The organism is Kitasatospora sp. NPDC101183 (genome assembly GCF_044767945.1).
Lineage (GTDB): Bacteria > Actinomycetota > Actinomycetes > Streptomycetales > Streptomycetaceae > Kitasatospora.
In genome coordinates, this window is sequence record NZ_JBIWOW010000010.1 from 16999 (window position 1) to 29006 (window position 12008).

Here is a 12008-nt window from a genome sequence, read left to right on the forward strand (position 1 = left end):
ACGGCCCCGTAGACTCGGGTCACTGTGACTGCCACCGCCCCGACCCCCCAGCCCTCGCCGTCCGCCCGGCTGTCCGCCGCGCCCGCGGCCTACCCCGCGCCGATGTACCCGCACAAGGCCACCGAGGCCCAGCACCGCGAGCGCCGCATCCGCAGCTTCCAGCCGCGCCGGGGCCGGATGACCAACGCCCAGGCGGGCGCCCTCGACCGCGGCTGGGAGCAGTACGGCATCCCGATCGACGGCACCCCGCTGGACCTCGCGGAGCTGTTCGACGGCCTGCCGGTCACCCTGGAGATCGGCTTCGGCATGGGCGAGACCACCGCCGCGATGGCCGCCGCCGACCCGTCCACCGGCATCCTCGCCGCCGACGTGCACACCCCCGGCCACGGCAACCTCATCGGCCTGTTGGAGCGGGACGGCTCGCGCAACGTCCGCACGGCCGCCGGCGACGCGGTCATCCTGCTGCGCGACATGCTCCAGGACGCCTCGCTCTCCGGCCTGCGGGTGTACTTCGCCGACCCGTGGCCCAAGCCCAAGCACCACAAGCGCCGCCTGGTGCAGCCCACCTTCCTGGAGCTCGTCCTGCCCCGGCTCGCCCCCGGTGCCCTGGTGCACTGCGCCACCGACTGGGAGCCGTACGCGGAGCAGATGCTGGAGGTGCTCTCCGCCTCCGGCGAGTTGGAGAACCTGCACCCCGAGGGCGACGGCACGGGCTGGCTGGAGCCGGCCGACCACCCGGAGGGCAGCGTCCCCGGCTACGCGCCGCGCCCCGACTGGCGCCCGGTGACCAAGTTCGAGCGCGCGGGGATCGCCAAGGGCCACGTGGTGCACGACCTGCTGTTCCGCCGCCGCTGACCAACCGGCCGCAATTCGAACGGGTGACCGCGCCCAGCGGGGCGCGGTTGACCCGGACGGCCCAGTCGTCATGACCCGGACGGACGATTCGTCCCGACTCCTCCCGGCGGACGGCCCCCGTGGCCTACCCTGAGCCGCATGGGCAGCCCGGTCGGCGGCGGGCTCCGGGTCACCGCCGGAGACGCCGACGACGCACCGCAGGCGACGGCTCCGCGCACGGGCGACACCCGGACCATCCCGGGACCCCGGGGGCGCCGGGCCGACCGGCCCCTGCCGCCCCTCCTCCCCCAGCCCCGCCCGGCCCCCGCACCCGCCGCCCGCCGGGGCCGCTCGCCCGCGCTCTCCTCCCTCACCGCCACCACCGTGCTGGCCCTGGCCGCCTGCGGGGCGCTGATCCTGCACCTCGTCCAGCGCCAGACCGGCACACTCGGCCTGTTCGTCGGCCTCGGGCTGGCGATGGTCCCGCTGCCCTTCGTGCTCGGCGCCCTGGCCTGGCTCAACCTGACGGCCGGGGTCCCGCTGCGGCACACCGTGTTCTGCCTGGCCTGGGGCGCCTTCGCGGCCACCACCGTCGCCATCCTGGCCAACAACTGGACGGCCAGTCACCTCGCCAACCGCCAGGGCCCGCTGGGAGAACTGCTCGGCCCCGGGATCGCCACCCCGCTCATCGAGGAGTGCGCCAAGGCCACCGCCCTGCTGGTCCTGCTGCTGCCGCTCGGCCGGCGGATGCGCTGCCGGGGCCGCCGTACCCGCCCCTGCGCCCCGCTGCTGCACCGCACGCCCGCCCCGCGCCGCCCCCGCCCGTACGGGCACCGACCGGCCGGCCGCGGCGCCGGGCCGAGGCCGCGCCCGTTCCTGCGGCCGCTGCCGTACCTGAGCGAGGGCGGGCACCGCCGCTCCCGGCCGCGCACGCTGGCCGCCGGGGTGGTGCTCGGCGGGATGACGGCCTGCGGGTTCGCCTTCACCGAGAACGCCCTCTACCTGGGCCGGGCCTTCACCAGCGACCAGCGGCAGCGGCTGGACAGCATCGGCCTGGGCACCCGGCCCAGCATCCGCGACTTCGACAGCACCGTGCAGACCTTCGTGCTGCGCGCCCTGCTCTCCCCCTTCGCCCACCCGCTGTTCACCGCGCTGACGGGCATCGGCCTGGCCGTCGCCCTGACCAGCGGGCGGCGCTGGCTGGCCCGGCTGGCCGTCCCGACCGGGCTGCTGCTGGCGATGGCGCTGCACGGCACCTGGAACGCCGCCGCGGACCTGGGGACGGACGGCTTCCTGGTGGTCTACGGGGCGCTGATGGTGCCCTGCTTCCTCGCCCTGGTCGTCTTCGCCGCCTGGGCGAGAACCCGGGCCTCGCGCGGCCCCGCCCGGCGCGGGCACCGGCGGGCGGAGGAGCCCGCCTGAGCCGGGTCCCGGGAGGGGCCGAGAACCGGGCCCGGAGAACCGATTTCCCTTCTCGGCGCCTTCCCCGTATTGTTGTGTTCACCGACGCGGGGTGGAGCAGCTCGGTAGCTCGCTGGGCTCATAACCCAGAGGTCGCAGGTTCAAATCCTGTCCCCGCTACTCAGTAGCAGGAAGGCCCGGAGGATTCGTCCTCCGGGCCTTTCGCATTCCCCGGCCACGGCGGCCGATCGAAAATCCGTTGCCCTCCCTCCGAGGGGCTGCCTATGGTGGGCCCACACTGAAAGGAGGTGATCCTGAGTTGAGTTCCTTCAGGATGCGTGAGGTGGCTGCTCGCTAGAGCCGCCCCTGCCTGCGCAGGGTGAGGCCCTCGGCCTCCGGCAGGCGAAATCCACAGCAGTCACCCGGCCCGTGGGCTCACCGGTACATCCCCGGTGCCTCGGCGTCAGGCCAGTGCACGGGCCGACGCGTGAGGAGCAGCCCACGGGCCGTCTGCGTTCCCGAACGCGAACGGCGGCGCTAGAGTCGGGCGGCGCGGGTATCCGGAGCGCAGTGGCGTGGACACGGGGGGTGTGCGGTGGCGAAGGCGCGGCGGAACGGGGCGGTCGGCCTGCGGACGGCGAAGGGGGCGGCGGTCGGGGTCCTCACGGGGACGGGCCTGCTCGGCCTGCTGCTGTTCGCCGTCGACCGGGACCAGCCGTGGCGGGCGATCGGCGGCGGCCTGGTGGTGGCCGGGGCCGCGACGGTGCTCGGCGGCGTGCTGGGCTTCCTGTTCGGGGTGCCCCGGGTGCGCGACAACTCCGGTGAGCCGCAGGGCTCGTACGCGCCGAACACCAATCTGGAGCAGGTCTCGGACTGGCTCACCAAGGTGCTGCTGGGCGTCGGCCTGACGCAGCTGGGCTCGCTGGGCGAGCGGCTGCACCGGACCGGTACGGCGCTGGCGCCCGCGCTCGGCGGGGGTGACGCGGCGGCGCCGTTCGCCTCCGCGCTGGTGGTGTACTTCCTGGTGCTCGGCTTCCTGGCCGGCTGGCTGGTGACCAGGCTCGCGCTGCCCCGGGTGCTCACCGACGCCGACCAGGCGCTGGACCTCTTCCTCGCCGGGCAGGACCGCGACCGCCACGGCGACAAGGTCGGCGCGGACGACCTGCGGGTCCGGGCGATGCAGCAGCTCGGCCTGCTCGGCGGCACGACGGAGCAACCGGCCGCGCTGGCGGGCCAGTTGCCGCCCTCGGCGGTCGCGCCGAACGGGCCGGACGGCCTGGTGGCCGAGGTCCGGGCGACGGCGCGGCGCTCGGCGCTGACGGCCGAGCAGGTGCGACAGCTGTTCGCGGAGGGCTCGGAGGGCCGGCGCGTCCAGGCGCTGGCGCTGATGCAGGGCGATCCGGCGCTGGCGGACCTGTCGAGCGTGCTGGACGCGATCGAGCACCCGCGCTCGGACTTCGAGCAGTACCACGCGCTGCTGGCCGCCCGGGGCCTGCTCTCCCGGCTGCCGGTGGCCGACGCCCAGCGGCTGCGGGACGCGGTGGCCGGGCGGCTGATGGACCCGGAGGGGATTCCGTACGGGTCGGACCGCAGCTGGCTGGCGGAGAAGATCCTCTCCCAACTGCCGGCCGCGCCCCCGCTCGTCCCGGCCCAGCCGGTGGAGAAGTCCTAGACGGACCGGCTGCGGTGGTCGGCCGCGCGCAGCACCAGGACGCTGCGGGTGCGGCCGTCGCCGGGGCGCGGGAAGCGGTGGACCTCGGTGGCGATCCGGCGCTCGCCGAGGGCGTACCGCAGGGCGTCGAGGTGGCCGCAGCGGCGGCCGTACCCGTCGTGCAGCGGCTGGACGCGGACCTCGCCGGCCGGGGAGGTCACCCGGACCAGCTCGACCAGGGCCGCCAACTGCCGCTCGGGGCCGAACAGTTCGGGGTAGGCGAAGATCAGGTACCCGCTGAGGGTGAGCGCGAAGGCGCCGTCCGCGAAGGGCAGCCGGGGCAGCAGGGCGGCCACGTAGCGCTGCGGGTGGGCGGCCGAGTCGGCGGTGAAGAGCCGGCGGGCGCGGTCCCAGCTGCGCAGGTAGCTGTCCGGGCGGCGGCCCGGGGGCGGGTGGAGGGACGGGCGGGCGGCCAGGTCGGCGGCCATCGAGGTGCGGGCGGCCAGCGCGTGGGCGGCGACCACGGGCGGGGGCAGCGCGTACGCCGGGTCCACGGCGATCACCCGGCAGCCGAGCGCGCGGGCCTCGGCGGCGAGGCCCGCCGCGCCGCCCGGGCAGTCCAGCAGCGGACCGGGCAGGGCGGCGAGGCGGGCGCGGGTGAGGTCGAACAGGGCGCAGTACTCGTCCAGCGGCCGGGAGGTGACCAGGACGTCCGGGGTGTCGGCGGGGGCGGCCACCCGGCCATCGGAACACGGGCGCCGGGCGCCCGCATCCCGGAGGATCACTGCCCGAGCAGGCCCCGGGCGGCGGCCCGGTCGACGTTGGTCAGGCCGCGCACCAGCTGCGCCGTCAGGAAGACCAGGACCAGGCCGATCGCGGAGAAGGCGGCGATCTGGGCCGGCGACTGGACGTAGTACTCGTAGTGGCCGCTCTCGACGGTGAAGTCGAAGATCCGGTAGCCGGGCCAGCCGACGTAGCGCGGGAAGACCCAGTGGTAGAGCGGGTAGAGGGCCATCGCCCAGCCGAGCAGCAGGAAGACCAGGGTCATGACGAAGCGGAAGATCGCCCACGGGAACATCACCACCTGGTGCAGCACGGCCTTCCAGCCCGCCGCGTCCGCGAGCCGCGCGGTGACGGAGCCCCAGAAGCCCGGCCGGGTCTGCTCCACCGGATCCGGGCCGGACACGTCCACGCCGAGCATGGAGCGCACCCGGGCCCGCTCCATCAGGCCGAGGCCCCGGGCGGTGCTGGTCAGGGCGGCCCAGACGGGCAGGCCGAGGCAGGTGACGACGGTACCGAGGCCGGCGCAGAACAGGGCGACGCAGACGGCGAAGCCCACGATCGCCACCGGCAGCCCGGTGAGCGCGTAGCCGACCTCGCGGTAGTAGTGCGTGGAGAACGGCGCCCGCCAGAACGGCGGCGGCTCCTCCGTGCGGCGGGCCCGGGCGGGGCGCCCCGCGTCCTCGCCGTACCCGCCGAGGGCGTACCGGTCGCCGTCCTGCGTGACGCCGCTGCTGCTCATGTCGCGTTCCCCCGGCCCTTCGCGGTGGTTCGTACTCCTTGACGATCACCAGTCTGGCCGAACGGCGGCGGGCGGAACATCGGGGGGCCCGGCGGATCGGGGGTGGGGTTAACCCCCTACCCGGGTGACCTCCGGGTCGCCGAACAGCGCGTGGAGCGCCTCGGCCCCGTCCGGGGTGTGGCGGTGCTCACGGAGCGCGAGGCGGGGGCGGGTGAGCTGGACGGGGACCATGGCTGCCGAGCCCACCCACGCGCGGATACGGTCGGAGCATGAACGACGAAGACCTGCGGATCGCCCCGCGCACCAGGGCCGCCGACCTGCTCGCCTGGTCGGACGGCCAGGGCCGCCCGCCGGTGGCCGAGGAGCCGCTGCGGGCGGTGCTGGCGCTGCTGGAGCTGGGCGGGGGCAGGATGCACGACGGCTGGCCCGAGCTGACCTCCACCGCGGTGGAGCACCTGCTGTACGAGCGGCTGCACCTGTACGTCCAACCCGCACCGGAGGAGGACCCGCTCGCGTACGGCGCGGCCGTCCTGCTGCTGGTCGACCACCAGCGGGCCGCGCGGCGGCTCAACGCCAAGCGCCAGGAGCGGCTGCACGCCGAGGCCGAGTGGCAGGGCGAGGTCGCCGCCGGGCTGCTGCGCCGCGCCGACCTGGTGACCTGGCCCCGGCTGCACGCCCTGCTGATGCACGCGCACGGGGTGGACGTGGCGGACGGGGGCGCGGTGCGCGACTGGCTGGCCGCCCTGGTGGAGCTGGGCGAGGAGGGGCGCTCGGCCGCGTACGAGGCGCTGGCGGAGGCCGGGTGGCTGGACGAGCAGGACGAGCGGGGCTGGGGCCCGGCCCGGGTGCTGTCCGTGGGCATGGCCACCGACGGCGCGCGCCGGCTGCTGGAGCACGGGCTGATGCGGCGCAGCTACCGCAACCTGGAGGAGCTGACGGCGCTGGGCCGGCCGATGCCGGAGGAGCTGACGGGGGACTTCGAGGAGCTGGAGGAGGCGGCGGCGCAGGCGGCGCTGGACCTGCTCGGGGAGTGGACGGTGCCGGGCCTGGCGCGGCTGCTGGTCGAGGAGTTCCCGGAGCTGGCGCCGGAGCCGGGCGCGGAGGAGATCGACGCGTACCTGGGGCGGTAGGACGGGCACGGAAGGGGCCCGCCGGGGCCCCTTCCGTGCCTACGTCCGTACGTCCGGACGTCCGTTACGGGTTGACGCCGCGCTGCTGGAGCCAGGACTCCGGGTCGACCGGGGCGCCGCCGCCGGGGCGGACCTCCAGGTGCAGGTGCGGGCCGGTGACGTTGCCGGTGGCGCCGACCTTGCCGATCTGCTGACCGCCGGTGACGCTGCCCGAGCCCTTGATGATCGAGGAGAGGTGGCAGTACCAGATCTCGGTGCCGTCGGGCAGGGTCTCGACGATGCGGTAGCCGTACGAGCCGGACCAGCCGGCCGAGGTGATGACGCCCTGGCCGATGGCCATGACCGGGGTGCCGGTGTCGGCGGCGAAGTCCAGGCCGGTGTGCAGGTGGGCCCAGTAGCGGGCGCTCTGGCCGTAGTGGGCGGAGAGGCGGTAGTCGGACTCGGCGACCGGCAGGGTGAGGGCGGCGGCCTTCTTGGCCTCGGCCTCCGCCGCGGCCTTCTTCGCCTCGGCCTCCTTGGCGGCGGCCTTGGCCTCCGCCTCCTTCGCGGCCTGGAGGCGGGCGGTCTCCTCGGCGGCGGTGCGCTGGCTGTCGGCCTGCTGCTGGATGCGGGCGGCGAGCGCGAGGCCGGGGTCGGCGGCGAGGGCGACCGGGGTCTCGTCGGGGGCCTCGACGGCGGGGGCGGCGGCCGGGGTCGCGGAGGCGAAGCCGGTGGCGCCCAGGGTGGCGGCGACGGCGGTGACGCCGAGCAGCGGGGAGGCCCCGCGGGTCTGACGCGGCATCCGGTGGCGGTTGGCCTCGGCCTCGGGGGCCGCGCCGAGGGGGCCGGTGCCGTCCGGCTCGAAGCCGTCGTGGCCGGGGTGACCGGGGTGGTCGAGCAGCTGGATTCCGGCTGCGGGGGTGTGCGTCGACGCCACGGGGGCGCGCTCCTTTCCTTCCCTCGCGCCTACCGGGTTAGCTGACGGGTTCGGAGCAGGAAGGTCTCCTACGGCCGGGCCGGAGCCCCGCCGATTCACCCCAAGGAACGTGGTTCCCCGGCTCCCTGACCTGCCCGGAGGCCGGTCGGCGGGATTAGGCGACGGCGCACGGTGCCGTCTGGGTACGGCGTTGACGACCGCGCTGCGTTATCAAACGTTAATCCGAGGAGGCTCTGATTCCAAGCCGTTCGTCCGGGACGAACGGGAAGCCCGTGAGGGGACGTCAACGAACGATCCCTCACGCGGGGCGCCGCACGCACGGCCCCGACTGAGTACCGGTACTCATGTGCGAGGGCCGGGGCGCCAGCATGCTGGGCGCCATGAGCGCACCGATGCAGAGCCGCACGACGGCCGCCTACTACATCCAGGCCGTCCTCTCCTTCGCGATCTCCGGCACGGCCCTCGCCGTCGGGATCGCCTACCTGCCCGTCGGGGGGTGGGTCCGCGCCTTCCTGGGGGTGGGCCTGCTCTACACCGTCACCTCCGCGTTCACGCTGGCCAAGGTGATCCGGGACCGGCAGGAGGCCGGCGACACCGTCGCCCGGGTCGACCAGGCGCGGCTGGAGAAGCTGCTGGCCGAGCACGACCCGTTCCAGGGGCCCTGACGGGGCCGTGTCGCCGACCGCTTGACGGCTAAGGCTATTAGCCTTAGCTTTATGGCTATCGGCAGCACGAACCCCGGAGCGAGGAGATTCCCCATGAACGGCACCGCCACCCCGGCCACCGGCCACCTCGACCTCCCCGGCGGCCGGATCGCCTACGACGACACCCGGCAGGGCGACGGCCTCCCCGTCGTCCTGCTCCCGGGGATGCTCGACAGCCGCACCGCCTACCGCCACCTCAGGCCGCTGCTCACCGCCGCCGGGCGGCGGGTCGTCACCATGGACCTGCGCGGCTTCGGCGAGAGCTCCATCGCCTGGGACGACTACTCCCCCGCCGCGATCGCCGGCGACGCCCTCGCCCTCCTCGACCACCTCGGCATCGAGCGGGCCGTCCTGGTCGGGCAGTCCTACACCGGCGCCACCGTCGTCCGGGCCGCGATCGACGCGCCGGAGCGGGTCGCCGGGATCGCGCTGATCGACGCCTTCGTGGAGAACCCGCCGAGCGGCCTGATGAAGGCCGTCATGACGGCGATGGGCGCGATGCTCGTCCACTGGCCCGCCTCCTGGGGCCTCTACCTGCGGAAGATGGCCTACCCGGGCCCCAAGCCGGCCGACTTCGACGCGTACGTGGACGGGCTGGTCGCCGCCCTGCGCACCCCCGGCCGCAAGGCCGCCACCCGGGGCCACGTCGGCGGGGACTCCGCGCCGGTGGGCTGGGCGGAGCAGGTCCGCTGCCCGGCGATCGTCCTGATGGGCTCCAAGGACCCCGACTTCCCGGACCCGGCGGCCGTCGCGCAGCGGCAGGCGGAGAAGCTGCGGGCGGAGAAGGTGATGATCGACGGGTCGGGGCACTACCCGATGGCCGACAACCCGCAGGCCGTCGCGGACGCCCTGCTGCCCTTCCTCGCCCGGCTCGCCTGAGCCCGCCCCCTCGGACGGAGAGAGACCCCCATGCCCCGCGTAGGACTGAACCCCGAGCAGGTCGTCGACCACGCCCTCGGCCTCATCGACGAGCAGGGCGCGGACGGGCTGACGCTCGCCGCCGTCGCCGCCCGGGCCGGCGTGGCCACGCCCTCGCTGTACAAGCACGTCAGCGGCGGCCTGACCGAGCTGCGGCGGCTGATCGCCGTCCGCGTCACCGGGGACCTCGCCGACCGGCTCGCGGAGGCGGCGGTCGGGCGCGGCGGGGACGAGGCCGTCGCGGCGGTGCTGCGCGCGTACCAGGCGTACGCCGTCGCGTACCCGCAGCGCTACCGCGCCCTGCCGCAGGCGCCGCAGCCCGACGAGGACCTCACCAGGGCGGCGACCCGGCTGGTCGGGGTGATCGTCGCGGTGCTGCGCGGGTACGGGCTGGACGGCTCGGAGGCGATCCACGCCGCCCGTACGGTGCGCTCGGCGGCCCACGGCTTCGCGGCGCTGAGCACCTCGGGCGCCTTCCAGCTCGCCGAGGACCTGACGCAGACGCACGAGCGCATCGTCACGGCGCTGACGACCGCGCTGCGGCACTGGCCGGGGGCGCACGGGTCGGCGTGAGGTCCGCCCCCCGGCGCGGGGAACAACGAGGGAACAATATGTGCCCCGTTTAGGGGCGCGCGAGGGGCGTGGGGTGGGAGTCGGGGCCGGGGGTTATGGGGTATGAAGAATCAGTGCCCCCCGCCGACGAGACCATCCGGACGACGCCGCGCAGCCCCATGCGGTGCGTGCGCCTGTTGCTCGGGTGCGGCAGCGCGGCCGAACTGCTGGGGACGGTGCTGGCCGAGGGGCCCGGCTGGATCACCGGGGAGGGCTCGGCGCTCTACCTCGTCGACGCGGGCGGGATGCTGCGGCTGACGGCCTCGCACGGGCTGCCCACGTGGGCGCACGAGCGGTACGGGGTCGTCGACCCCGCCGGGGACCTCCCGGCGGCGATGGCCCTGCGGTTACGCCGCCCGTACCTGATGAGCCCCGAGCACACCAGCGCCGACTACCCCAACCGCAACGCCGGGATGGGCACCGGCATGGTCGCCGTGGTCACCCTGCCGATGGTGGTGGACGAGCAGCCGGTCGGGGTGCTGGCCCTGGCACTGGCCCACCGGGGGACGGTCCCGCGCCGCGACCTGGACGTGCTGGAGACCATCGGCGAGGCCTGCGCCCACCGCCTCGCCCACCTCCTGGACCACGCGGACGTGCGCACCCTCCCGGCCCCCGGCGCGGGCGAGGGGCCCGCGCACCCGCTGGTCTCGCTCGCCGTCCGCGCCTCCGGGCACGGCGCCTTCGAGCGCGACCTCGTCACCGGCGAGAGCTACTGGGACGAGGCGGCCTTCCGCCTCGCCGGCCGGCCCGCCGACCCGGACGGCACGGCGCCGGACCTGGAGCGGATCGTCCACCCCGAGGACCTGCCCGACGTGCAGGCCGCCCTCGCCGAGGCGCTGGCGGCCGGCGGGCGCTACCGGATCGGCTACCGGATGCTGCGCCGGGGCGGCCGGGAGACCCGGGTCGAGGAGTCCGGCGAGGTGATGCTGGACGTCCACGGCCGCCCGGTGCGGATCGCCGGCCTGCTCGCCGAGGTGCGGCGGGAGGAGGAGGCCCGGGCCAGGAGCGCCGGACAGGCCGGGGCGCGCACGGCGCTGCTGCTCTCGCTCACCCGGTCGCTGTCCCGCGCGGTGACCGTGCGGGAGGTGACCACCGCCGTCACCGACGTGGCCCGCCCCGCCTTCGGCGCCGCGAGCATCGTGCTGGACCTGGTGGACGAGGGCCGGCTGCTGCCCGTCTCGCACACCGTGTACGGCGGCCCGCGCCGCGCCGAGCTGACCCGGCTGGCGGACCTCTCCGAGGACGTCATGCAGCACTCGCTGGCCCGCTCGGCCCCGCTGTTCAGCGAACCCGGCGGCCGGGCCGGGCGCGGCCCGCTGGCCCCGGCCGCCTGGGCGGTGCTCCCGCTGGTGGCCTCGGGGCGGCAGGTCGGCTCCTGCCTGATCACCTTCGCCACCGAGCGCGCCTTCGGCCGCGAGGACCGCACCCTGTACTCGGCGTTCGCCGGCATCCTCGCCCAGTCCCTGGAGCGGGCCCGGCTGTTCGACACCCAGCACCACCGCGCCAGCGAACTGCAGCGCGCCATGCTGCCGCGCACCCTGCCCGCGCTGCCCGGCATCGCCAGCGCCGCCCGCTACCTGCCGAGCACCGAGGGGATGCAGATCGGCGGCGACTGGTACGACCTGCTGCGGCTGCCGGACGGCCGGATCGGGCTGGTGATCGGCGACGTGCAGGGCCACAACGCCGAGGCCACCGCCGTGATGGGCCAACTGCGCAGCGGCCTGCGGGCGTACGCCACCGACGGGCACGACCCGGCGGCCGCCCTGGCCCGGACCAGCCGGCTGCTGGCCGGGCTGGACACCGACCTGTTCGCCACCTGCCTCTTCCTCGCCCTGGACCCCTCGGACGGCACCCTGGCGGCCGCCCGGGCCGGGCACCCGCCGCCGGTGCGGATCACCGAGGACGCCCGGGCCGTCGAGCTGGCGCTGCCGGGCGGGCCGCCGCTGGGCGTGGACCCGGGGCAGCCGTACCCGCTGGCGGTGGAGCGGCTGGGGGTCGGCGAGACGCTGCTGGCGTACACCGACGGGCTGGTGGAGGACCGCGAGGAGGACTACGACGAGTCCGTCCAGCGGATGCTCGGCGGACTGGAGTTGTGGGCCCGTCAGGCCGGGCCGGGAAGGATCGGCTCGGCGGACGCGCTGGAGCGCCTGGCCGACCTGCTGACCTTGAACGTGACCGAGCGGAGGTCGCGGCCGGACGACGTGGCGCTGCTGCTCCTGCACCGGGCGGTGCCGCTTCCCTGACAGCCTGCGCACGAATCCCACACATCCGGCGTCGCGACTCGGCCAATCGCCCCGTTCGGTACGCACCCGCAAGGCCC

Annotated in this window: 12 protein-coding genes, 1 tRNA gene and 1 riboswitch; of the genes, 9 read left to right on the top strand and 4 right to left on the bottom strand. The window is 75.5% G+C overall.

The genetic code is table 11. The features are described from left to right. Positions 1-24: 24 nt before the first annotated feature. The 4 genes from trmB (at position 25) to ACIRRS_RS15830 (ending at position 3907) form a co-directional block, all read left to right on the top strand. The gene (trmB, locus tag ACIRRS_RS15815; protein ID WP_402970506.1) at positions 25-855 is read left to right on the top strand and encodes a tRNA (guanosine(46)-N7)-methyltransferase TrmB; all 831 of its coding nucleotides are present in this window, start codon (positions 25-27) and stop codon (positions 853-855) included. A 138-nt stretch (positions 856-993) separates the two neighbouring features. Next, on the top strand, positions 994-2256 hold the full coding sequence (locus tag ACIRRS_RS15820; protein WP_402970509.1) for a PrsW family intramembrane metalloprotease: 1263 nt from the start codon (positions 994-996) through the stop codon (positions 2254-2256). Between the two features lie 85 nt (positions 2257-2341). Further along, positions 2342-2415: transfer RNA gene (locus ACIRRS_RS15825), tRNA-Met, on the top strand. Between the two features lie 415 nt (positions 2416-2830). Beyond that, a complete protein-coding gene (locus ACIRRS_RS15830) occupies positions 2831-3907 on the top strand; it encodes a hypothetical protein (RefSeq protein WP_402970512.1) in 1077 nt (358 codons plus the stop codon). Here the strand turns inward: ACIRRS_RS15830 and ACIRRS_RS15835 are convergent. From ACIRRS_RS15835 to ACIRRS_RS15845, 3 genes are all read right to left on the bottom strand, one after another. Next, a complete protein-coding gene (locus tag ACIRRS_RS15835) occupies positions 3904-4623 on the bottom strand; it encodes a hypothetical protein (RefSeq protein WP_402970514.1) in 720 nt (239 codons plus the stop codon). The two genes, ACIRRS_RS15830 and ACIRRS_RS15835, sit on opposite strands and share 4 nt — an antisense overlap. Before the next feature lie 44 nt (positions 4624-4667). Then, positions 4668-5408: a sensor domain-containing protein gene (locus tag ACIRRS_RS15840; protein WP_402970516.1), complete on the bottom strand. Its 741-nt coding sequence runs from the start codon at positions 5406-5408 to the stop codon at positions 4668-4670. A gap of 108 nt (positions 5409-5516) precedes the next feature. After that, complete coding sequence (locus tag ACIRRS_RS15845) at positions 5517-5654, bottom strand: hypothetical protein (protein WP_402970519.1); 138 nt, start codon at positions 5652-5654, stop codon at positions 5517-5519. Between the two features lie 23 nt (positions 5655-5677). Between ACIRRS_RS15845 and ACIRRS_RS15850 the strand changes: the two genes are divergently transcribed. After that, positions 5678-6538: a hypothetical protein gene (locus ACIRRS_RS15850; protein WP_402970522.1), complete on the top strand. Its 861-nt coding sequence runs from the start codon at positions 5678-5680 to the stop codon at positions 6536-6538. A gap of 64 nt (positions 6539-6602) precedes the next feature. Here ACIRRS_RS15850 and ACIRRS_RS15855 read toward each other — a convergent pair whose 3' ends face one another. After that, positions 6603-7454: a M23 family metallopeptidase gene (locus ACIRRS_RS15855; RefSeq protein WP_402970525.1), complete on the bottom strand. Its 852-nt coding sequence runs from the start codon at positions 7452-7454 to the stop codon at positions 6603-6605. A gap of 12 nt (positions 7455-7466) precedes the next feature. Beyond that, positions 7467-7625: riboswitch (cyclic di-AMP (ydaO/yuaA leader) on the bottom strand. Positions 7626-7834: 209 nt separating this feature from the next. Between ACIRRS_RS15855 and ACIRRS_RS15860 the strand changes: the two genes are divergently transcribed. From ACIRRS_RS15860 to ACIRRS_RS15875, 4 genes are all read left to right on the top strand, one after another. After that, positions 7835-8119, top strand: coding sequence for a YiaA/YiaB family inner membrane protein (locus ACIRRS_RS15860; RefSeq protein ID WP_402970528.1), 285 nt, complete (start codon positions 7835-7837; stop codon positions 8117-8119). A 93-nt stretch (positions 8120-8212) separates the two neighbouring features. Further along, positions 8213-9037, top strand: a complete 825-nt coding sequence (locus ACIRRS_RS15865) for an alpha/beta fold hydrolase (RefSeq protein ID WP_402970530.1) — start codon at positions 8213-8215, stop codon at positions 9035-9037. A gap of 30 nt (positions 9038-9067) precedes the next feature. Beyond that, a complete protein-coding gene (locus ACIRRS_RS15870; protein WP_402970533.1) occupies positions 9068-9649 on the top strand; it encodes a TetR/AcrR family transcriptional regulator in 582 nt (193 codons plus the stop codon). A 113-nt stretch (positions 9650-9762) separates the two neighbouring features. After that, positions 9763-11931: a SpoIIE family protein phosphatase gene (locus ACIRRS_RS15875; RefSeq protein WP_402970535.1), complete on the top strand. Its 2169-nt coding sequence runs from the start codon at positions 9763-9765 to the stop codon at positions 11929-11931. Positions 11932-12008 lie beyond the last annotated feature (77 nt).